Genomic DNA, 21199 nt, shown 5'->3' with positions numbered 1-21199 from the left:
GCGACAACGGAAACCCCCCGCTTCTCGCGGGGGCGGAGGACGAACCAATGCGAGCTCCTGGCCGGGAGCTCGCAGGGAGACCGATGGCCGTCGGCCTCCACTTCACCACCGGCCTTCCGGTGACCGCCGGAGGGCCAAAAATCACGTCTCGCCCAAAGCCATAGGAGACTTCGCCATCGGAGCAAGACGCCACGATCGCGGCACCCGTGCGCCGATCTGCGGCATATCAGTGCCGACCCGGCACGAGCGTCCCGCCGTCGTCTCGACCCACCTCGCCCGGGGACCGCCGTCCCGCCCGCACACCCACGGGTGCAGCAGGACGCGTCCCGCCGTGGCGGGCGGGGGTACGCGACATGCCCAGGGGAGACCGGACCCCGGAAACCGGCCCGAGGCCCCACGCCTGGCGAGCTGGGGAGTCCGGACCATGCCCGCGGTTGAGAACGGTCCGCGTTACCAAGACCGACCCCGGCCAAAGCCACCGGGCGGTAGAGAGGCAGAGGCGCTTCCCGAGCCGACGATCGGGCAGGACGACGCTGTGGACGCCAAAGGGCGAATCGAGCAGGCGGACCAGGCCGGCCTTGCCCCGGGAGCAATCCCGTGCGGCGGATCAAGGCGGACCCGAGCCGGCGGGCGTGCGGAACGCCCGGAGCCGCACCCCTCCCGGAGCCGTCTGCACATCCCGGTCCCGGGGCAGGCGAGTAATACCCGCAGCCCGGTCTGAGCGTTCCGTACGGTGATGGGCGTACCGGAGGTACCCCGAGAGCAGACCCCCTCCCAGTGAGCAGGCAGAACCCCTTTGAGGGAATCTCTGTCCTGCTCGCTGGGGGGGTCACCGCCTCCACCGGCTCCGGGCCCCCGGAGGGCAGGGGGCGCGGAGCACCCTGGGCTGTGCCCGGAGGCGGGGGAGGCGCAGGGCAAGGCCGCGCTTCGCGCGCCCTTCAGGGGCGGAGCCGAGAGCGAAACAGGTCCCGCACCTCGCGAATCACGGCCACCCACAGCACACCCCGGAACCGGACAGCGACCACGCCCCCGGACCCGCCCCACGGCGGGCCTCCCCGCGAACCGGCTCCAGACCCGCCGCGACCGAGGCGTGGCGGCCGGCCACCGTGGTGTGCTCCCGGGCGAGGTCAAGAAGAGGCGCTCACAGCCCCCGGTGCGGCCGACCCGGCGGAGGCCCCTCGACAGCTTGTCCGGGCCCGGCGCCACCCGCATCCGCCTGGCCCGCCCCCAGGACGGCGACCGGTTCGGCGACCTCCTCGCGGCGGCCACAACCGACCTCGAGCAGGCCTACCCGGAGGCCGTGGCGACCGGCCGCTGCGGAACATGGCCGGCCGACGCGCTCTCCCAGGGCGAGGACCGGGCCCTGCTCGAGCCGCCGGCGCGCGCCGCCGCCGAGGGGAGGCCGCAGCAGGCCGCTCTGGCGCTGGCTCTTCCCCGGGTCGCCGAGAGGAAGGACGGCGAGACGGTGGGCGCGCAGCTCGCGCTCCCGCCCGGCACCGTGGTGCCGACCGTCAGGCACGCCGGCCACGACCAACACGCCCTGCCGGCGATGCTGGCCTACGCCAAGCTCAAAGCTGTCGCGGTCGCCGAGGAGGCCCGGGGCCAGGGACTCGGAGCGGCCCTGCGCGCGCTGCGTCCAGGTGTACGGGCACCTGGACTTCATGCTGCTGTACGGGCAGTTCGAGATCGACCGCGCGCTGGGGCCGTTCTACGCCCGGCCGGGCTTCACCGCGCTTCAGCCCGGCCGGACCACCGACGTCGGCTTCGTGCTCACCGGCCGCCCGATCGGCCTGGGAGCCGGCCCCGGAGAGCAGCTCTTCTTCCGCTGGAAGAGAAGCTGACCACCACAGGCGGTACCGCTCACCTCGCCGGCGACAGGCCTCCCAAAGCGGCGGGCGGGCGAGGCGGTCGGTGCGCCGGCAGGAGCCGCGGCCGGACCAGGTCGCTCCAGCCGACGGTGCGGTGGACAGGGGAGATCCAGACACGCCGGCCGCGCGTCCGCGGATCGAAGCACTCGTCGACGTCTGTGGTGAGGGCCTGCTCGGGGCGCGGCACGCCGGTGGCCGGGGCGGTGCGCCATGCCAGGACGTCCAGGACGACGTGGCCGCCGATCGCGGCCCAACCGGCGGCGGGCGAGGCCTGCTGCTGTGCGCGCTCTTGCGCCGCGTCCTCTACTCCGACCGCGACCGGGTCGCAGTCCTTCGCAGACGAGTTCGGCTCCGCTTGCGCGGGAAGGTGGCCGAGCGAGTCCGCGGAGAAGACGGTGGTCGGCTGGTGCCGCCCCGACGCGGACGCGCCTGATGGCCGTCCGTGATCCGGGTTTGCTAACTCGCGCTTCGGTGTCATCCCTGCCGCGCATTTCAATGTCCACGTTCTCCCAGGTGGAGAGGGTGAATGGTGGCATCGGCTGCGGGATGACGGTGACAGTCGACGAGATAGCGCAGCGCGCTGGGACGCGAGTTGCTATACGAAGATCTCCTGGCCTGCGTGTTCTTGGGTAAGGCAGGCGAGGAACCGATTGCTTGGTTCCTGCGCGTTGTCGCTTTGCAAGCCCTCGTGCCAATGGGCACCCCGCTCTTGGGCAGAAGCCGTCCGGGGGTGGAGTGGGACAGGCCGCGCAGGAGTCGCCCCACCTGTGTGCGAAGGAGATGGTGTCCAACCGCGCGGTGAAGCTCTTCCGGGAACCACCCTCACACGTGTGAGGAGGGTCCGGAGACGATCGTCGTCGACCGCGGGAAGCCGGGCGGACGGTCAGGGTCTGGTCACGGAGGCGGGGCGGCTGGTCGGAGGGCTGCCTCGTCCGGAGGATCCGTGGGGGGGCGGATGCCTGTGTGTGGGTGTCGGGCGGGGACCTGACGGAGGCCTCGTACGCGGACGCGCTCGGCCGCCACTTCGAGGCGCTGTCTCCGGCCGGGAGTGCTGCCGGCGCCGCGAAGTGACGGTTGTTGCCGGGCTGTACCCCGGCCTCTTCCTCGCCGCCGGTATCCGGGCTCTCGTCCCTGGGTGCCGGCTCCCAGGGCCGGTGGCGAGGAGCCGGTGCGCCCCGGCGCGGCCACCGAGACTTGCCTCGAATACGGGTGGGGGGTATACATGAACTCCGGGAGTACCCCCCTGGGGTATCTAGTGATCGGGGGGACCACCATGTCGTGCTGCAGCCCTGAGGGCACCTGTTCCACCGGCCGGACCACCGAGGCCGCGTCGGTCACCGGCGCCACCACCGTGTACGCGGTCTCCGGCATGACCTGCGGCCACTGCGAGCAGGCCGTCGGATCGGCCCTGTCCGCTCTGGAGGGGGTGACCGGCGTCCGGGTCGACGTCGCCACCGGACTGGTCACCGTGACATCCCGGGGCGAGCCGGACGACGCCCTCGTCCGCGCGGCGGTGGACGAGGCCGGATACGAGCTGACCGGCCGCGCCGACAGCGTGCCCGCGCGCCACTGACCCGACGCGCACGGGGCCACCCGGCGGGCGGCCCCGTGCGCGGCGTTCGCACCGCATCCCCAACCCAGGAGCAGCGATGACCACCGCGACCGGCAACGCGACCGAAGTCGAACTCACCATCGGCGGGATGACCTGCGCCTCGTGCGCGGCCCGCGTCGAGAAGAAGTTCAACCGCATGGACGGCGTCGAGGGCACGGTCAACTACGCCACCGAGAAGGCCAAGGTCACCGTCACCGGCGAGGTGTCGGTGGCGGACCTGATCGCGACGGTGGAGAAGACCGGGTACACCGCGGCCGTGTCCGCGCCTGCCGTCGTCGAGCCCCCGGCGGCCGACGAGGGGCCGCAGGCCGGGCCCGGGCCCGACGAGCTCGCACCGCTGCGGCAGCGCCTGATCACCGCCGTGGTGCTGGCCGTGCCGGTGATCGCCATGGCGATGATTCCGCCTCTGCAGTTCACCTACTGGCAGTGGTTGTCCCTCGCCCTGGCCGGTCCGGTCGTCACCTACGCCGCCTGGCCGTTCCACAAGGCCGCGTTCACCAACGCCCGGCACGGCGCGGCCACCATGGACACCCTGATCTCGCTGGGCACCTCGGCCGCTTTCCTGTGGTCGCTGTGGGCGCTGTTCTTCGGCCACGCCGGGACGCCGGGCATGACCCACCCGTTCGAGCTCACGGTCTCCCGGACCGACGGCACCGGCAACATCTATCTGGAGGTCGCCGCCGGCGTCACCGCGGCCATCCTGGCCGGCCGCTACTTCGAGGCCCGCTCCAAGCGCCGCGCCGGCGCCGCCCTGCGGGCCCTGCTGGAGCTGGGCGCCAAGGACGTCACGCTGCTGCGGGACGGACGCGAGGTCCGCGTCCCGGTCGGAGAGCTGCGGGTCGGTGACCGGTTCGTGGTCCGCCCCGGCGAGAAGATCGCCACCGACGGCACCGTCGTCGAGGGTTCCTCCGCGGTGGATGCCTCCATGGTCACCGGCGAGTCGGTTCCCGTGGAGGTCGCCGTCGGCGACACGGTCACCGGCGCCACCGTCAACGCCGGCGGGCGGCTGGTGGTGGAGGCCACCCGGGTCGGCGCGGACACCCAGTTGGGGGCCTGGCCACCCCCACCGCCCTGCTGGTCGGCACCGGCCGCGGCGCCCAGCTCGGCATCCTCATCAAGGGCCCCGAGGTGCTGGAGTCCACCCGCCGCGTGGACACCGTCGTGCTGGACAAGACCGGCACCGTCACCACCGGGAAGATGACCCTGCTGGCCGTCCACACCGCCGAGGGCGAGGACGAGGAGACGGTGCTGCGGCTGGCGGGCGCCCTGGAGCACGCCTCCGAACACCCCATCGCCCAAGCGGTGGCCGCCGGAGCCGCCGAGCGGATCGGCGCCCTGCCCGCCCCCGAGGACTTCGCGAACGTGCCCGGGCTGGGCGTCCAGGGCGTCGTCGACGGCCACGCCGTCCTGGCGGGTCGGACCAAGCTGCTCGCCGAGTGGGCCATCGACCTGCCCGGCGAACTGGATGCCGCCAAGCGCGAGGCGGAGACCAAGGGACGCACCGCGATCGCCGTGGCCTGGGACGGGCAGGCCCGGGCGGTCCTGGAGGTCGCCGACGCGATCAAGCCCACCAGCGCCGAGGCCGTCACCCGGCTGCGCGCCCTCGGGCTCACTCCGGTGCTGCTCACCGGCGACAACCGGGCCGTGGCCGAGGCCGTCGCCGCCGAGGTCGGCATCGACGAGGTGATCGCCGAGGTCATGCCCGAGGACAAGGTCGACGTCGTCCGGCGCCTGCAGGGCGAGGGCCGCACCGTGGCGATGGTCGGCGACGGCGTCAACGACGCCGCCGCCCTGGCCGCCGCCGACCTGGGCCTGGCGATGGGCACCGGCACCGACGCCGCCATCGAGGCCGGCGACCTCACCCTCGTCCGGGGCGACCTGCGCGTCGCGGCCGACGCGATCAGGCTCTCCCGCCGCACCCTGGGCACCATCAAGGGCAACCTGTTCTGGGCCTTCGGCTACAACGTGGCCGCCCTGCCGCTGGCCGCCGCCGGCCTGCTCAACCCGATGATCGCCGGTATCGCGATGGCGTTCTCCTCCGTCTTCGTGGTCGGCAACAGCCTGCGGCTGCGCCGCTTCCGCGCCACGGCCTCCTGAAACGGCCGTTCCGCACCACCGACCTGCCCGGCACCGCCCCCGGTGCCGGGCAGGTCCGCATACGCAGGACTTGGTCATGCGGCATCCTCGAGCGCGCAGGGCGGCCGACGGGCGTGTTCGCGGTGCCGCCGGCGGCACCGGCGGCCGGTCTGGCGCCATCCCACCACGCCATGGTTTCCCGTCCGCGGTGCTCCGCGGCAGAGCGGCCGGGGTCGTCGTCGCGGAATGCCCCCACGCAACCGGACCGAAAGGCACGGCACGCCGTCGGGGTGACGGAGGGCGAGACGGTCCGGGGCCGCGTGCCCGGTGATGCCGATGACCGGCACCAGAACGATGGCCAGGGCGGCGCCGCCGGCCCGTCCACGGCCGGGCGGCACGGCTTCACCCGGCCCCGGGTGCGCGGCGCCTGACCGCCTCCTCCTCGGGGGCCGGGGGCGGGCCGGTGGCCGGATCGGGGTGGACATCGGGCCGCGTGGCAGCGCTGTCGGGTCACCTTCGGCCGGTCGCGCCTGCCGATGGTCTCCAGGCGGCGGGCCGGGAGGCCCTGAAGCCGCCGCGGGTCTTCCTCCCGGTGGCCTTGGGCGTGGCGCGCGGCGTGCGCCGCGCGCAGCCTGAACCCGATGGCCTCGGGCGCACCGGGCCATTCGACATGCCGCACCTCGGGCGGCGGCGAGGGGCACCGCCGGAGGAGCGTGGCCGATGGTGCCGGCCCGGCCGGCGTGCCGGCGGAGCCGGACGAGGCGGCGGCTCGCACGGCCGGTCCAGTGGGGCGAACACGTCCCGGCGAGGACACGGGCGAGTGGACGGCCTGCGGACGGGGCCGGTCTGGAGGGCCGCCCCGGCCGGTCTCGGGGCGGTGCCGACAGAGCGGGGAGGAACGGCCCGGCTCCTGGACTCCACCGACCGGCGAGGACACGCGCAGCGGGAGCCTGCGGCGGGCACCTCGCCTCGAAGGCCCTGCGTCTGGTCCAGCCTGCTCGGGCGGCGTTCAGCCGATGCGCACGCCCCACATGAACGGCATGCCGCTGGTGCTGATCGCCTCGTACCGCACGACGGCACCCGGCTTGGGGGAGTGGAGAATCTGCCCGTTGCCGGCGTAGAAGCCGACGTGGCTGAGGTCGGTGCGCATGATGATGAGGTCGCCCGGTTTGAGATCGCTCAGGGAGTTGATCCGGGTGCCGATGTTGGCCTGGGCCTGGGAGGTCCGGGGGATGGAGACCCCCGCCTGGTTGAACGCCCAGGAGGTCAGTCCGGAGCAGTCGAAGGAGTTCGGGCCGGAGGCACCCCAGACGTAGGGCATGCCGACCCGGGACTTGGCCGCCTCGAAGGCCGCGGCCGCGCGCTGTGAGGCGCTGGCCTCGTTGCCCAGGGAGACCCGCTGGCTGGCGCGGTTGGCCCGCTCCTCCTCCGCGGCGATCTTCGCGCGCTCCTTCGCGCTCAGCGTGTTGAGGAGCTTCTGAGCCTTGGCCAGCTTGCCCTGGATCTCCTTCTTCTGGTCCCTCAGCTCCTTGCGGGTGTCCTCCAGGTGTCCATGCCCCCGGAGCGGTACTGGGCGGTGGCCATGGTGCCCAGCCCGTCGCGCAGCTTGTTCAGCTCGTCCTGGCCGCGCGCGACGCTGTCCTGGAGATTGCCGACCTGTTTCTCCAGCTTGTCCTGCTTCTCCTTGGCGCCGTTGTACTTCTCGGTCGCCTGGGTGGCCTCCTCGTAGAGCCGGTCGATCTCGGCCTGCACGCCCTTCTTGTTGGGGTCCGGCAGAGGGTCGGCCTGGGCGGACTGGCTGGTGAGGGCGACCGCCGCCGCGGCGGCGGTGGTCAGCGCGGTCGTGTAGGCGCGGCTGGATTGTTTGGGACGACGGTGGGACGCCACGGGGGCGAGCTCCTTCTTCCTCGGCCGCCTGCCGGGCGCGGGGCATCGGCCCGGCTCCACGAACTCGGCGGTACCTTCGCCGCCACCCCGGATGGATGGCCGACCGCGCGAAGGCTCGGGACGGATACTAGTCAGCTAAGCGTCTTAGCTTCAATCAGCGGCAGACGAGCGTGAACGACAACGACGGTGAAAGCCGAAGAAGGAGCAAATGCCCACATGGCCATGCTGTGTGGGCGATTTGCCGCGCCACGCTGAGGGCGGACCGCGCTAAGCCGATTGGCAAAGCTCTCTCGGGCTTCTCCGGAGCGCAGACAGCGATCACCCGCCTCACCACTACGATGACCCCGTGCCGGTCCGGCACCGTCGGCAGTTCGGAGGCGGAGGAACACGCGTGCGGCCACTGGGTGAACTGGAGGCGGAGATCATGAACCGCCTGTGGGCCTGGGGACGCCCGGCGACCGCCCGGGACCTCCTCGCCGACCTCACCAGGACCCGCCCCCTCGCCTACAGCACGGTCAAGACCGTCGCCGAGATCCTGTACCGCAAGGGCCTGCTCCGACGGGAGAAGGAGGGACGGGCCTGGCGGTACGAGCCCACCTGCACCCGCCAGCAGTACACCGCGGCGCTGATGCGCGACGCGCTGGGCGACAACCCCGACCCCGCCGGCACACTCCTGAGCTTCGTGGAGCGGATGTCACCGGACGAGGTCGAGGCGTTGCGCTCGGCCCTGCGGGCGGCGCAGCGGAGGAGCGAGGAGTGACCGCGGCCCTGGCGCTCGCCGGATACGCCCTGTTGATCGGCGCCGTCGCCCCGGCCGCGCTGGCCAGAGCCAAGTGGGCCCATCACGCGCCGCGGCCGGCGATCCTCGCCTGGCAGGGGCTGATGGTGACGTTCGTCGTGACCATCGCCCTGGCCCTGTACCACCTCGCGCTGCGGGAGCGGCACGTCCACGACGGGCTGGTCGGCCTGCTCACCGCCTGCGGCCTGCTCCCCGGCGCCGAGGCCCTCGGATCGGCGCCGTACACCGCGGCCGATCCCGCGGCCCTGCTGCCGCCGGCCCTGGTCGTGGCACTTCCGGTGGGCTGGTTCCTGCACACGACGTGGTCCGCGCGGCGCGCCCGGCGTCGTTATCTGGATCTGCTCGCCGTGGTGGGCCGTGCCTCGCCCGAGCACGATGCCGTGCTCGTGGACCACGACACCCCGGCCGTGTACTGCCTGCCCGGGCGGTCCCGCCGGGTGGTCGTGACCCGCGGGGCGATCGACGTCCTCTCCCGCGAGCAGTTGCGGGCGGTGCTCGAGCACGAGCGGGCCCACATCACCGGCCGGCACCACCTGTGCCGCGCGGCGGCGGAGGCGTTCGCACGGGCCTTCCCCAAGCTGCCGCTCGCCCGGCATGCCCGCGAGCAGACCGCTCTGCTGCTGGAGTTGGCCGCCGACGACCGGGCACTGCGCGCCTGCTCCCGGGAGACACTGGCCACCGCCCTGTGCGAGGTGGCGGCCGGGCAGGCGCCACGGACGGCCTTCGGTGCCGGCGGGGCGAGCGCGGCCATCCGGCTGCACCGTCTCCTCACGCCCACGACCGGACCGCGCCACACCACGCGCCTGGGGGTCGCCGGGGGTTCCGTCGCGGCCCCGCTGGTGCCGCTGCTGATCGCCTGCGGGCCCGTCATGGGCTGACCCGGCGTCGGGCGGATCCCGGAGGTCGCTCCCTGTCCGTGGCGGTTCCGCCGGCCGGGGCCCGGCCGGCCGGCGTTCACCGGCCGGGCCCCTCGACGTCATGCCTTCGGGGAGGCCCCCCGTTCGGTAAGCATGTCCGCCATCAACCTCATCTCGGACTCCTGGGCGTCGACCATGCCCTGGGCGAGCCGCCGTTCGTCCTCGACCTCGCACCGCCGGACGCAGCCGCGGGCCATGGTGACCCCGCCCCGGTGATGTTCGGTCATGAGCCGCAGATACAGGATCTCGGCCTCTTTGCCATCGGCCTTGCGCAGCTTCTCCAACTGGGCGGCGGTGGCCATCCCCGGCATGAGGGAACCCCCACCGCCGCCGTGCCCGGCGTGGCCGGCTGCCATCCACACCATCGGCCCGTCCCCGGAGACCTTGCTCAGATCCCACAGATCGAGCCATCCCAGGAGCATGCCGCGCTGGTTGGCCTGGGTGTTGGCGATGTCGTAGGCCAGGCGGCGTACGTCTTCGTCATCGGTGCGGTCGCGGACGATGAAGGACATCTCCACGGCCTGTTGGTGGTGGACGGCCATGTCGCGGGCGAATCCGGCGTCGGCGGAGTCATCGGCCGGGGTGCCGCTCCGGTTCCCGGCCGTGGTGACGCCCCAGCCCAGGACGACCAGCGCCAGGACCAGGACCCCGACACCAGCCCCCAGAACCCGGCGGACACCGCGGGCAGGAGAGCCGGTGGTGCCGTCGCTCACGCCGTGCCCATCCCGCCGGTGCAGGCCGCGCCGGGCTCCGGCGTCTGCTCACCCTGGACGTACGCGCTCAGGAACTCCTCGATCCGCGGATCCGACGCCGTGTCCACGGTGAGCTGGTGTCCCCAGGCGGTGAGGGTGATCTTCCCCTGCTGGTCGGGGACCGGGCTCATCAGGGTGTAGGAGGTCTTGGCGACCTTGTCTTTGAGCTTCTGTACATCCGCCTCGGCGGCCTTGGCGTTGTGGGTCACCCAGACCGCGCCGTGCTCGAGCGAGTGCACCGCGTTCTCGTTCGCCACCGGCTTGTCGTACACGTCGCCCTGGCAGTTCATCCACACTTGGTGGTGGTCGCCGCCGGCCGGCGGGGTCATCGGGTAGTCGACCTTCTCGGCCACGTGGTTGCGGCCGAGTGTGTCGATGTCCCAGGTCTTCTCGCCTCTGACGGGCCCGGCAGCGGTGGACGCCGTACTCGACTTCTCGTCGGGCATGGTGGTGACGAGGTAGGAGACGAACGCAATCAGGGAGACGAGCACGACCATGCCGGCGGTGATGGTCAGGATGCGGTTGCGGCGTTCGCGGGCCCGCTCGGCGCGGCGAATCTCCTCTATTCGGGCACGGCGTGCCGCGGTCTTGGACGTCGACTTGGCAGAACCCATGGCATGTCCTTGTCCCCGCCGCGCCCCCGGGGCACGGCGGTGGTGAGAGGGGGCGGGATGTCACGGCAGGCGCCGGCGCCCGTCCGGTCGACGGTGCGGCGCCGTGTTGGGCCGGGGCGCGGAAAGCGGAGGCTTCCGCGCGGATACTTCGCCTCTAAACCCTCTGGACCTGGAGGGCGTGCAGGTCGGGGGTGCGGCCGTCCACACCGTGGGCGACGGCAGGCAGCGGGGGCGACGGTGCCGCGATCCGCGGCAGGCGGGGTGCGGTGGCCGGTGCGGGCGCGACGGGCACGGACAGCACGGTGGCGGCACGGTGGGTACCGGGTCCGCAGCAGGTGCCGGCCCGTGGGCAGCCCTCCCGGCCAGTGGCGGCGCTCGTGACGTCCTCGGCCGTGGCCGCCGCTCCCGTGCCGTACCCGACCGGTACCACGGTGCCGCGGTCGGCCGCCGCGGCGCCCGGCAGGAGACTGCGGTCGTGGTGCGCCACGGTGCTCAGGCACGCGAACAACGCGGCCAGCAGCGTCACCAGGGCATAGCCCATGGCGGCGGAGCGCACGGTGTACGGTGCGCCGCCCCAGCCGCTTCGCCCGGTGTTCATCGCGGCAGATAGTAGCGCCCGGAGTTGTCGGGCGCAGGAACCGCGTGCCACAGTGCCGTGCCCTCCGGCACAAGGCGAACGGCCCACCGGATTCGGAGGACGGGCCGGTGCGGAGGGAGAAGTTCGGGCATGGGGCGACCTGCCGGTGAACTGCCTCTGCCGCCACCGCTGCGGCGGCAAGGCGCTGACCGGGGAAAACCGGGGACGGTACGGAAGCACAGCAGTCGGGAGGCCGAGCGCGGCTTCGCCCCGCCGCGTGCCGACGACAGCAGATGTGTGCACGGTCCGGCATCGGGCGCTGTACCAAGGGACACGAGCCGCGGCGCCGGCAGTCGGACTCCCGATACCTCGCGAGATCGGTTCGTCCGGTCCGAAGCCAGTGGGTGGTTCCGTGTCTCCGTTCCCCGCCCCTCGAACCCGGCGCGAGGAGCGGGGCGGCGTCGCCACGCGAGGCGGGAGGCCGTGTCGCGGCCGAGGAACATGTCCATGCCGCCGACCGGGCGATCGGTGAGGTCTTCGTCGCTCGGGGCGCCGCAGTGGCCGAAGACCCGGTGCGAGGGTGGATCGGTGGCGCGTACAGCCGGATGATCGCGGCTTGGGGGTCGAGGACGACCAGGCGACCCCGGTCGACGAGGATGCGCAGGGCCTCGGCGCCGGCAGGGAGGTGCTCCTCGAGGCCGCGGTAATGCCGGGCACGGCCGAATTCCGAGAACCGATGCGGTTCTGTGGGGACCAGGCCGCGCAGGGCTGCCATCGGCCTCGAACGTGGCCTGGTCGGCGGCTTCACCGACGCGTTCACGGTGTGTTCGGCGACAGCGGTCGCCGGTGCGGTGGTGCCCTTGGGACTCGTGCCACGGGGCAAGCCGCAGCCCACCGGAGGCCGCACGTGTACCGACAGACCCTGCACCCCCGGGCCTCCGGCTCGCCGAAGACCACCGAGAGGTGCCACGGCGCGGTCCGCTGGGCGGCTTCCGGAGGCCTGGCCGGCCCCTCCCGCCGGTGAGCGCCGCCCTCTCGGGGGCGGCGGACAGCGAATCCGGCCCACCCCCTCCGACCCGGTCGGGACCACACCAACGAACCGCGCCCGGGCGGAGGGGATGTCGGATGCCGACGTCCCCTCCGCCCGGGCATGCCGCCGCCCGCCTGCGCCCAGCCCGCAGAACCACGCGGGCCATGCGTCCGCCCGCACCTCGCTGCCCACGTGGTCGACCGGCTTGGTCGGGCAATGTGTTCTCGCGCGCCGCATTCCCGTGTTATGCCGCCGCGGGGGCGGGTACGGGTGCCGAAACGCCCCCGGTATGCCGGCACCGTCTGGCGAAGGAGGGAACGGCCGTGTCCCACTCGGCGGAGGCCCACGGTCACCCCACGCGCGGTCCGGCCGCCGCAGACAAGGAGCGCGGCACCGCGGTGCTGGACGTGCGCGGCATGGTGCGGGCCTCGCAGCAGAACACCGTCGCCGCCGTACTGGGGCGGCGCCCCGGTGTGTTGGAGGTCGAAGTCAATCCGGTCGCGCAGTCGGCGACGGTGGTCTTCGACCCGCGGCGCACCTCGCTGGCCGAGCTGCGCCGCTGGGTGATCGAGTGTGGCTACCACTGCGCGGGCCAGTCGGTGCCCTCCCACCTGTGCGACCCGATGGAGGAGCCCGATCCGGCCGACGAGCACGCCGGGCACGGCAGTCACGGGACCGGGACGGCCGTGGCACCCGAGCATGCGGAACACGCCGAGCACGCCGCCGGAACGACCAGGCCAACCGAGCACGTCGAACACGAGGGGCACGGAGGACGTGCGGAACACGAAGGAGAACTCTCGCCGCACGAGGTGATGGGCCACGGCGGCCACGGCGGGATGTCGATGGCGGCGATGGTGGCCGACATGCGCAACCGCTTCCTGGTGGCGCTGGTCTTCTCCATCCCCATCGTGCTCTGGTCGCCGATCGGCGAGGACGTGCTCGGCCTCGCTGTGCCGGTGCCCTTCGGCCTGCGGCAGGATGTGTGGGCGCTGCTGCTGAGCCTGCCGGTGATCTTCTACTCCTGCACGGTTTTCTTCGACGGCGCGGTGCGGGCCCTGCGCGCCCGCACCCTGGACATGATGGTGCTGGTCGCGGTCGCCATCGGCGCCGGCTGGCTGTACTCCCTGGTCGTCACCCTCACCGGCGGCGGCGAGGTCTTCTACGAGGCGGCCACCGTGCTGGCCGCCTTCGTGCTGCTGGGCCACTGGGTGGAGATGCGCGCCCGGGGCGGCGCCAACGACGCCGTCCGCACCCTGCTGGACCTGGCCCCGCCCCGGGCCCTGGTCATCCGGAACGGCGAATCGGTGGAGGTGCCCACCGCCGAGGTGGTGGCCGGTGATCTGCTGCTGGTCCGCCCCGGGGCGAAGATCGCCGTCGACGGCGTGGTCGAGGAGGGCGAGAGCGAGGTCGACGAGTCGATGGTCACCGGCGAGAGCCTGCCGGTGCACAAGGCCCCCGGCTCGGAGGTGGTGGGCGCGACCATCAACACAGGCGGCACGCTGCGGGTGCGCGCCACCAAGGTCGGCTCCGACACCGCGCTGGCGCAGATCGTCAAACTCGTCCAGCAGGCCCAGAACTCCAAGGCGCCGGGCCAGCGGCTGGCGGACCGGGCCGCCTTCTGGCTGGTCTTCGTCGCCCTGGTCGGCGGCGCGGCGACGCTGGCCGTCTGGCTGCTGGCCACCGACCGCTCCTTCGGCACCGCGATGCTGTTCGCCATCACCGTGGTGGTCATCACCTGCCCGGACGCGCTGGGGCTGGCCACCCCGACAGCGATCATGGTGGGCACGAGCCTGGGCGCCAAACGGGGAGTGCTGTTCAAGAACGCCGTCGCCCTGGAGACCGCCGCGAGCATCCACACCGTGGTGATGGACAAGACCGGCACCCTCACCCGGGGCGAGCCGGAGGTCACCGATGTGATCACCGCCGGGGGATGGCAGGAGGACGAGCTGCTGCGGCTGGTCGCGGCGGTGGAGCACGAGTCCGAGCACCCGCTGGCCGCGGCCGTCGTCCGCCACGCCCAGGCGGTCGGCGTGACCGCCGTACGGGCCCGGGACTTCGAGAACGTGCCCGGCCACGGCGCGACCGCCGTCGTCGAGGGCCGACGCGTGGCGGTCGGCAACCGCCGCTTGATGGAGCGGGAGGGCGTGGATCTCGGTGCGCTGGCCGCAAGGCGGGAGGAGTTGGCCGCCGGCGGCCGCACCGCCGTCATCGCCGCCGTCGACGGAGCCCCGGCAGGCCTGATCGGCCTCGCCGACGCACCTCGGGAGACCTCGGCGAAGGCGGTGGCCGAACTGCACGCCCTGGGCGTGGAAGTCGTCATGCTCACCGGCGACAATCGGGCCACCGCCGAGCACATCGCCGCCCGGCTGGGCATCGACACCGTCATCGCCGAGGTCCTGCCCGGCGACAAGGCGGCCAGGATCGCCGAACTGCAGGCCGGCGGCCGGAAGGTCGCCATGGTCGGCGACGGCGTCAACGACGCTCCGGCACTGGCCCGGGCCGACCTGGGCATCGCCATCGGCGCCGGCACCGACGTCGCCGTCGAGACCGCCGATGTGGTCCTGATGCGCTCCGATCCCCTCGACGTCCCCACCGCGCTGCGCATCGGCCGCGGCACCCTGCGCAAGATGCGGCAGAACCTCGGCTGGGCCATCGGCTACAACGCGCTCGCCCTGCCGATCGCCGCGGGCGTCTTCGAGCCCGCCTTCGGCCTGGTGCTCCGCCCCGAGATCGCCGCCCTGTCGATGTCCGGCTCCAGCGTCATCGTCGCCGTCAACGCCCTCGCCCTCAAGCGCCTCCGCCTGCCCGAGGCACCCCCGCCCGCCGAACCGCGGCGGGAGGCCCCGGCGGCCCCCGGCCCGGCCAGGAGCACCACCGGCCGTGGCGCCGCCTGACCCCCGCCCGGTCCGGGGTTCCACCGCCCCGACCGATCGGGTGAACCGTGTGGGCCGACCGGGCGGATGGGTGGTCCGGAGAGGTTCGCGGACCGGGCCGTCGCGGCAGGGGATCGCGCGGCTGCTTTCCAGCTGTGTCGTTCTCTCGCCGGCACACCAAGGACCTTCATGAAGTCATCGATCACCCGCCGGGCCGCCATCGCCGCCCTGGCCTTCACCGTCCCTCCGGCGGCCGTCGCCTGGAGGGCTCCGGCCGAGGCACCAGCCGTCGGCCGGGGCCGGGCCGCCCACTCCCGGCCGCTGCCGATCTCCCCGGTGAGCCTACGAGTTCGGTGAGACCCTGGCCAAGCTGAACGGAAGGAAGCTGGAGGTCACCTTCCTCGCGGCGATCACCCCCCACCACCGCTCGGCGATCGAGATGGCCCAGCTCGAACTCGAGCGCGGCGTCGACCCGCGCGTCCGCACCCACGCGGAGAACATCATCGCCAACCAGCGGCACCAGATCGAACAGTTCACCCGCTGGCTGAAGGAGTGGTACGGCCTCGCCCCCGAGCAGGCCCTGCAGCGGGCTCCGGAAGAGGCGCGCAAGGAGATCGCGGCCATGGAGCGCGAGGAGCGGCGCATGATGGCCGAGCTGCGCGAGGTGCCCAAGGGGGGAGAGGTTCGACATCGAGTTCGTGCGGCGCATCATCCCGCACCACAACTCCGGGATCATCGAGTTCCTCGAGGTGCAGTCCCGGGCCGACCACCCCCAGCTGAAGGTCGCGGCGACCGCGGGCATTGTCAGCCAGGAGGCGCAGATCGCGGACTTCCGCACCTGGCTGTCCGAGCAGGACCGCTGACACTCCGGCACCCGTCCGCGGTGGCCGCTCCCACAGGAGCGGCCACCGCACGCCCTACGGGCCGGGGAGTTTCTCCTGCGGCTCTAACGGGCGTCTTCGGACATCGCCAGGCGTTCGGTGAAGGTCTTGCCGCCGTCCTCGGACTCGTAGATGCCGTCGGCGGTGGCGGCCAGGACGTGGTCGGCGTCGACCGCGGTCAGGGCCTGGGGCCGGCCGCCGGGCACGGTACCGGTCTCGGTCCAGCTCTCGCCGCCGTCGGTGCTGCGGTGCAGCGTGCAGTCGAGGTCGATCCCGTACAGCTCGCCCTGTTCGGCCCAGGACAGGTAGGCCAGAACGCGACCGTCTCCGTCGGTGAAGGTCTCGCCGCCGTCGGTGCTCTTCGCGACGCCGTTCTCGGTGGTGGCCAGGACGGTGTCGGGGTCCTCGGGACTGACGGCGATGTCCAGGGCGGCCAGTTCGGCGCGGTCCTTCCAGGTCTCGCCGTCCTCGCTGACGCGCAGCAGCCCATTGGTGCTGTCGTAGCCGTAGATGGTGCCGTGCGCGTGTTCCAGGGCGTGGAAGTCGGCCTCGCCGGCGAGCGAGAGGGTCTGCCAGGTCTTCCCGGCGTCGGTGCTCTTGATCAGGCCGCGGTTGGCGGGGGCGTCGCTGTTCTCGGCGGGGTGGCCGCTGCCGAGGAAGGTGTCGGCGCCGGCGACGGTGAAGCCCATGTAGTCGGCGGTGTCGCCCATGCGTCGGGCCGAGCCGTCGTCGTCCACGGCGACGATGCCGTGGTGGGTGGCGACGTAGAGCTTTCCGTCGCCGGGGTTGACGCCGAGCCCGTGGACGTGGCTGATGTCGGCGCCGGACACGGAGGAATCCTCTTCCGAGGACGGACTGCCGGAGTCGCCGGAGCAGCCGGCCAGGACGGCCGCCAGCGCGATCGCTGCGGCGGAGATCGTGGAACGGAAGCGGACGGACATCGAAGATCCTCGCGTTGGTGTGGTGGGAGACCGGCCGCGGTACGCCGGTACGGCCGGGGCGGTTCGCGGCCAGATCCAACCTAAACGGCACATTGTCCGGGCCGGTGCGGAGGGTGCCGCAGGCGGCTTGAGGGACCCGGCACCGGTCTCGTCCCGCCGCGGTGTCACCACGGGGCATCGAGGATGCGGGAAACCGATGTCCTTCTTGTGCGCCGAGCCGAGCAGTCGGTTTCCGGAGCGAAGCGCCGCCCAACCCCCAGGGGGCGGGGCCGGCGGTCGATCTCGCTCTCCGACATCAGGGGAGTGCCCCCGGTGGGTGGGCGAGCCCGACCGGCACCGACAATGGTCTTGCCCAGGCCGCGCCGGGACCGGAGCGGAGACGGCGATCGACACTCGGGGAGGGAGATGGTGTGACGAGGGGCTGTGGACGGCAGTGGCTGCCGTGCCGTCCGGTCTGGGAGAGCCGGGACCGCCATCGCTGGATGGGCCCCTTGGCGGCCGTTGGCATCACCGCGGGAGCGGTGATGGCCGTCGTCGGACTGCCTCCGGTGGATCTGCACGGGCCGCTGCACTACCTGGGGGTGATGGGCCCGCTGTGCGGTGGGACCCGTGGGGTGCACGCGATGATGTCGGGACAGTGGGACGAGGCCTGGCGCTACAACCCGCTCAGCCTGGTGCTCGTCCCGGGAGCCGTTCTTGCGCTGGTGCGTGAAACCGTCGGCCGGGTGAGTGGTCGGTGGCTGAATCTGCGGGTGACGCACCGTCGGGCCGCCCTCGTGTTGGGTCTGCTGCCCGCAGCGGCCCTGACGATCAACCAGCAGGCGCACGCCGATCTGTTGCGCACCGGTCCGGAGAGCGGAACACCGACCGGGCTGCTGCTGTACGCGGCTGCCGTGCCGCCGATCGTGACTGTTGTGGCCGTTCGGTTGTGCTTGCGACGGCGATCCTCCTCCTGATCACGGGCCTGCGGCACGGGCGCCACAAACCGGCCGAGCATGGTGATCACTGCGGCGCCCGGAGGTCAACGGCACTTTCTGGGCCGGCGCCCTGCCCGCCCCCTGGTGGCGGTCGGCATGTCGCCGGCGTTCCCTCGCCGGTACCGCCGTCTCCAGCGCCCGCCCCGAGGAGGGCGGTCCGGCCTCCGGCCTGGTCAACATCAGCCACCAGGCGGGTGCCGCTCCCGATTCGGTGGCCATGACCGCGGTGGTGGCCACCCCCGGCGCCCGGGAGCCGGGCAACGCCGGTGCCCTCACCAACAACGGCTTCTTCGTCGCCTTCCGCGAAGCCGCCGTCACCGCCCCCGCCGGGACCCTGATCGTGTGGCTCACCCTGCGCCTCGCGCCCGCCATGGAGGCCGCCGAGCCCGATACCGAACAGGGGCAGTCCCGGACGGCCGAAACCCACCGACACCCCGCCCCGCGTTCAAGCCGTCCACCGGTGCCGCCGAACACGGGCCCGCCGTCCGAGTCCGGCGGCACCCCTACCCTTCGGGAGCCTCAGTGCGAGAGATCAAGGCCTACGGTACGGCTCGGTGCCCGCAACCGACGCCGCCGAGAAGGCCACGAAGGCGGTGTACCGCCGGGAACGCGGCGCCCGCCGCGTTCCCGCCCTCGTCCCGGCCGACGGCACCGTCCTCGTCGAGCCCACCGACGACCGGCTTCGCGACCACCTCACCGCCGCGGGCCGGAGTCGGACAGAAGGGAGAGACACCGTGAGGGCCCCTTCGACCGTCGCCGACCTGCGCCGCACGGCGAACCCCCCGGCCACCCGCTGCCTGCTGGCCGGCCTGTTCACCGCCATGGCACGCCGAGCGCAGCAACCACCCCGAACTCCTCGGACAAAGCCCTGCTCGTCCTGACGGTTTCCCGCACGGCGACGGCTGCGGGCCGCCGCAACGAGAGCGTTGCGGCGGCCCACGCCCATTGCCGCACCGCAGATCAGCGAGGACTCAGCCCAAGGCGGCCAGCAACTCGTTGCAGGCCTGCTCGCAGCGGCGGCACGCCTCGGCGCAGATCCGGCAGTGCTCGTGCATGTCGGCGTGGCGCTCGCACTCCTCCGCGCAGGACTTGCAGACCATGGCACAGGCCTGGAGCTGGGTGCGGGTGATGTTGGCGTCGTAGCCGGTGTGCCGCGAGAGGACCTTGCCGGTGGCCTCGCAGATGTCCGCGCAGTCCATGTTGGTGCGGATGCACTTGCGCAGTTCGGCGACCATCTCCTCCGACAGACAGGCGTCCGCGCACGCCGTACAGGCCTGGGCACAGTTGAAGCATTCGTTGATGCAGCGCTCCAGTGCCTCGCGGTTCACGCCGCCCAGGTCGGCCGGGTAGGTCCGCAGCATGTCCCTGACCATCGTGGTCATGGTGGTCACCCTCTCTGTGTGCGTTTTCTCTGTCGGCGCGAACCCGAGGCCGCGCCGTGGCCGTGGAGGGTAACCCTGACAGGGGCACTGCAAACCGACGGCCGCACCCATCGCCGATGGGAGCGGCCGTCATCGGGTCCGGGAACCGGGACGGGCCGGCGGTGATGGGCGTGAACGGCCGCGCGTCCACAGCCGTGGGCGATCAGACAGCGGTTGACCGGCACAGCGAGCACAAGGGACCACGGTCACCGTCAGAGCGGGGGCCAGGTCGCCCCAGCACAGTCGGCCGGCCAGACCTGCCTGCATCACTTCGGGGAGTGGCGAGCATGATGGCGTTGTCGACGATCCCCATCGTCAGGATCGAGACGGTGTCGGCGGCCCAGGCCACCTTGAGTGCTCCTTACAGGGCGGTCCGGCCTGCAGCGCGCCGCACACGGTCAGGCGCGCAGCCGAAGACGGCCGCCGGCGCCACGATGGCGCCGTTGTGCAACCCCAGAACGGTGCCGATGACCACCGCCAGACCCTCCCGACGGCGCGGCCGGTCAGACAGTGCAGCACCGCCTGCACCGCTGTGCAGCGCGAGAAGCCGTCCTGACGGGATCCGTCGTGCCCGGCGTGGCCATGCTCGTGGTGTTCTGCGCGGCGTGACCATGGCCGGGGCGCACGCCAGGGTGTCTGTGACATGGCCACGGCTGGACGAAGGGTGAGCCAGGCGCGCGGCGGATGCCGGGGCCCGCGCGGTGCGGGCCCCGGCCCCGTCGGATCACTCCTTGCCGAGGAGCTTGTTCATCGTGTCGATCTCGGCGTTCTGGGTGGTGATGATGTCCTCGGCCATGGATTTGGCCGGGCCGTAGGAGCCGTTCTCCTTCTCGGTCTCGGCCATGGCCACCGCGCCCCGGTGGTGCTCGATCATCATCTCCAGGAAGGCGGTGTCGAAGGCCTTCCCCGAGGACTTCTCCAACTCCTCCATCTGCTCGGGGGTCATCATCCCCGCCATGCCGTGGGCGCCGTGGCCTCCGTGGTCCATCTCGCCTTCGGCGGGGACGTCCTCGCCCCAGGAGGTCAGCCAGCCGGTGAGGGTCTCGATCTCCGGACCCTGGGCCTTCTTGATCTCGGCGGCCAGGTCCTTGACCTCCTGAGAGGCGGCGCGGTCGGCGGCGAGGTCGGCCATCTCCACCGCCTGCCGGTGGTGGGGGATCATCCCCTGGGCGAAGGCGACGTCGGCGGCGTTGTGCTCGGCGGCCGAGGCGGGGGCGGAGGCGGCGGGGGAGGACTCGCCGGGGCCGGCGTTGCCGGTGGAGGCGTCGTCGCTGCCGCAGGCGGCCAAGACGACGGCGGCGGTCACGGCGGCCGCCGCGGCGGCGGCCCGGCGCAGGGTGGAACGGTGTGCGGTCATGGTGGTGCGAACTCCTGTCGCGAAAAAGGGGTGGGAAGGGCGCGGCGGGGCGCGGTGGCCGCTCCCGGACGGGAGACGGCGGGCGCCGGTTGTGCCTATATGCGCAGGAGTTGCAGTTCGCTCAGCGACGGCGGAGCACGGCTGTCGAGCGAGTCCGCGGGTCGCTGTGCGGCGGCGGACGCATCGGTCGCCGCGGCCACCGTGGCGGGAGCCGGTGTGGGAAGGACCGGCGCGCCGGAGGTGCCGGCGGCCGCGCAGGTGGGGTCCGCGTGATCCACGTGGCCGTCCGCCCCGTGCCGACAGTCCGCGCACGCCTTGCTGTCGGAGCAGTGAGACTCATCGGCAGACGCCGCGAACGTGGACATCGAGTGCCCGGCGGGCTGGACAGGGGGCTTGTCCGGCAGGCCGGCCGTGGCCGGACCGTGCATCGCCGCCAGACCCGTCAGCACCGCCAGAACCAGCAGCACCAACCGCGCCTGCAGGGGGCGGAGCCGTGGATGCAACCGCTGATTCACGCGGACCATCCTACGTGTGGAGAGCGGCCGTCGAGCGGCTGATCCCCGTTGCGAGGCGCGCCTATGGGATGTTGTGGTGAGTGTCACGGATGCCGACCGGGG

16 protein-coding genes and 4 pseudogenes are annotated in these 21199 nt (G+C 72.7%); 11 read left to right on the top strand and 9 right to left on the bottom strand.

Annotated features, from left to right (window positions below):
- Positions 1 to 1640 precede the first annotated feature (1640 nt).
- Positions 1641 to 1841, top strand: coding sequence for a hypothetical protein (locus IF47_RS31765; protein WP_031511370.1), 201 nt, complete (start codon positions 1641 to 1643; stop codon positions 1839 to 1841).
- A gap of 19 nt (positions 1842 to 1860) precedes the next feature.
- Here IF47_RS31765 and IF47_RS30910 read toward each other — a convergent pair whose 3' ends face one another.
- Entirely contained in the window at positions 1861 to 2346 is a 486-nt protein-coding gene (locus IF47_RS30910; RefSeq protein ID WP_031511369.1) for a hypothetical protein, read from the bottom strand.
- Between the two features lie 795 nt (positions 2347 to 3141).
- On the opposite strand from IF47_RS30910, the gene IF47_RS0125560 reads away from it, so the two are divergent.
- Together IF47_RS0125560 and IF47_RS28280 are read left to right on the top strand one after the other, a co-directional pair.
- The gene (locus IF47_RS0125560) at positions 3142 to 3441 is read left to right on the top strand and encodes a heavy-metal-associated domain-containing protein (RefSeq protein WP_031511368.1); all 300 of its coding nucleotides are present in this window, start codon (positions 3142 to 3144) and stop codon (positions 3439 to 3441) included.
- Between the two features lie 76 nt (positions 3442 to 3517).
- A pseudogene (locus IF47_RS28280) lies at positions 3518 to 5577 on the top strand (heavy metal translocating P-type ATPase).
- 988 nt (positions 5578 to 6565) lie between these two features.
- On the opposite strand, the pseudogene IF47_RS28275 reads toward IF47_RS28280, so the two are convergent.
- Positions 6566 to 7443 (bottom strand): annotated as a pseudogene (locus IF47_RS28275) (C40 family peptidase).
- A gap of 391 nt (positions 7444 to 7834) precedes the next feature.
- Here IF47_RS28275 and IF47_RS0125540 point away from each other — a divergent pair.
- Positions 7835 to 8203, top strand: a complete 369-nt coding sequence (locus IF47_RS0125540) for a BlaI/MecI/CopY family transcriptional regulator (RefSeq protein WP_031511367.1) — start codon at positions 7835 to 7837, stop codon at positions 8201 to 8203.
- On the top strand, positions 8200 to 9120 hold the full coding sequence (locus IF47_RS0125535) for a M56 family metallopeptidase (protein ID WP_031511366.1): 921 nt from the start codon (positions 8200 to 8202) through the stop codon (positions 9118 to 9120). Before IF47_RS0125540 ends, IF47_RS0125535 begins: the two co-directional genes overlap by 4 nt.
- Before the next feature lie 98 nt (positions 9121 to 9218).
- Here IF47_RS0125535 and IF47_RS0125530 read toward each other — a convergent pair whose 3' ends face one another.
- From IF47_RS0125530 to IF47_RS30410, 3 genes are all read right to left on the bottom strand, one after another.
- On the bottom strand, positions 9219 to 9872 hold the full coding sequence (locus IF47_RS0125530) for a DUF305 domain-containing protein (RefSeq protein WP_425423647.1): 654 nt from the start codon (positions 9870 to 9872) through the stop codon (positions 9219 to 9221).
- The gene (locus IF47_RS0125525) at positions 9869 to 10525 is read right to left on the bottom strand and encodes a thioredoxin-like domain-containing protein (protein WP_031511364.1); all 657 of its coding nucleotides are present in this window, start codon (positions 10523 to 10525) and stop codon (positions 9869 to 9871) included. The genes IF47_RS0125530 and IF47_RS0125525 overlap by 4 nt, the downstream gene beginning before the upstream one ends.
- A gap of 154 nt (positions 10526 to 10679) precedes the next feature.
- Positions 10680 to 11123 (bottom strand): hypothetical protein, encoded by a 444-nt coding sequence (locus IF47_RS30410; RefSeq protein WP_031511363.1) that lies wholly within the window; start codon positions 11121 to 11123, stop codon positions 10680 to 10682.
- Between the two features lie 1332 nt (positions 11124 to 12455).
- On the opposite strand from IF47_RS30410, the gene IF47_RS0125510 reads away from it, so the two are divergent.
- The 4 genes and pseudogenes from IF47_RS0125510 to IF47_RS31970 all read left to right on the top strand — a co-directional run.
- Positions 12456 to 15026, top strand: coding sequence for a heavy metal translocating P-type ATPase (locus IF47_RS0125510; protein WP_051718225.1), 2571 nt, complete (start codon positions 12456 to 12458; stop codon positions 15024 to 15026).
- Positions 15027 to 15194: 168 nt separating this feature from the next.
- Positions 15195 to 15362 (top strand): hypothetical protein, encoded by a 168-nt coding sequence (locus IF47_RS30905; RefSeq protein ID WP_157840051.1) that lies wholly within the window; start codon positions 15195 to 15197, stop codon positions 15360 to 15362.
- A 4-nt stretch (positions 15363 to 15366) separates the two neighbouring features.
- Positions 15367 to 15657, top strand: a pseudogene (locus IF47_RS32200) (DUF305 domain-containing protein); the annotation flags it as partial.
- Between the two features lie 31 nt (positions 15658 to 15688).
- A pseudogene (locus IF47_RS31970) lies at positions 15689 to 15868 on the top strand (DUF305 domain-containing protein); the annotation flags it as partial.
- A gap of 83 nt (positions 15869 to 15951) precedes the next feature.
- Here the strand turns inward: IF47_RS31970 and IF47_RS0125495 are convergent.
- Positions 15952 to 16827: a F510_1955 family glycosylhydrolase gene (locus IF47_RS0125495; RefSeq protein ID WP_031511360.1), complete on the bottom strand. Its 876-nt coding sequence runs from the start codon at positions 16825 to 16827 to the stop codon at positions 15952 to 15954.
- A 491-nt stretch (positions 16828 to 17318) separates the two neighbouring features.
- Between IF47_RS0125495 and IF47_RS0125490 the strand changes: the two genes are divergently transcribed.
- Both IF47_RS0125490 and IF47_RS0125485 read left to right on the top strand, forming a co-directional pair.
- The gene (locus tag IF47_RS0125490; protein ID WP_157840049.1) at positions 17319 to 17783 is read left to right on the top strand and encodes a DUF2752 domain-containing protein; all 465 of its coding nucleotides are present in this window, start codon (positions 17319 to 17321) and stop codon (positions 17781 to 17783) included.
- Between the two features lie 575 nt (positions 17784 to 18358).
- Positions 18359 to 18685 (top strand): hypothetical protein, encoded by a 327-nt coding sequence (locus IF47_RS0125485; protein ID WP_031511358.1) that lies wholly within the window; start codon positions 18359 to 18361, stop codon positions 18683 to 18685.
- A gap of 90 nt (positions 18686 to 18775) precedes the next feature.
- On the opposite strand, the gene IF47_RS0125480 is transcribed toward IF47_RS0125485, so the two are convergent.
- The 3 genes from IF47_RS0125480 to IF47_RS0125470 form a co-directional block, all read right to left on the bottom strand.
- Complete coding sequence (locus IF47_RS0125480) at positions 18776 to 19186, bottom strand: four-helix bundle copper-binding protein (protein ID WP_031511357.1); 411 nt, start codon at positions 19184 to 19186, stop codon at positions 18776 to 18778.
- 763 nt (positions 19187 to 19949) lie between these two features.
- A complete protein-coding gene (locus IF47_RS0125475) occupies positions 19950 to 20582 on the bottom strand; it encodes a DUF305 domain-containing protein (RefSeq protein ID WP_031511356.1) in 633 nt (210 codons plus the stop codon).
- Between the two features lie 95 nt (positions 20583 to 20677).
- Positions 20678 to 21097: a DUF6153 family protein gene (locus IF47_RS0125470; protein WP_051718223.1), complete on the bottom strand. Its 420-nt coding sequence runs from the start codon at positions 21095 to 21097 to the stop codon at positions 20678 to 20680.
- Between the last annotated feature and the right edge of the window lie 102 nt (positions 21098 to 21199).

This window comes from Streptomyces megasporus (assembly GCF_000718985.1).
Lineage (GTDB): Bacteria > Actinomycetota > Actinomycetes > Streptomycetales > Streptomycetaceae > Streptomyces > Streptomyces megasporus.
Note: the sequence above shows the minus strand (reverse complement) of the source record. Positions and strands in the feature narration are given on the sequence as shown.

Coding starts and splice junctions, on each gene's coding strand:
- IF47_RS30410 (WP_031511363.1), bottom strand. CDS start 11,123: ATGAACACCGGGCGAAGCGGCTGGGGCGGCGCACCGTACACCGTGCGC.
- IF47_RS0125480 (WP_031511357.1), bottom strand. CDS start 19,186: ATGACCACGATGGTCAGGGACATGCTGCGGACCTACCCGGCCGACCTG.
- IF47_RS0125525 (WP_031511364.1), bottom strand. CDS start 10,525: ATGGGTTCTGCCAAGTCGACGTCCAAGACCGCGGCACGCCGTGCCCGA.
- IF47_RS0125475 (WP_031511356.1), bottom strand. CDS start 20,582: ATGACCGCACACCGTTCCACCCTGCGCCGGGCCGCCGCCGCGGCGGCC.
- IF47_RS0125560 (WP_031511368.1), top strand. CDS start 3,142: ATGTCGTGCTGCAGCCCTGAGGGCACCTGTTCCACCGGCCGGACCACC.
- IF47_RS30910 (WP_031511369.1), bottom strand. CDS start 2,346: ATGACACCGAAGCGCGAGTTAGCAAACCCGGATCACGGACGGCCATCA.
- IF47_RS30905 (WP_157840051.1), top strand. CDS start 15,195: ATGAAGTCATCGATCACCCGCCGGGCCGCCATCGCCGCCCTGGCCTTC.
- IF47_RS0125495 (WP_031511360.1), bottom strand. CDS start 16,827: ATGTCCGTCCGCTTCCGTTCCACGATCTCCGCCGCAGCGATCGCGCTG.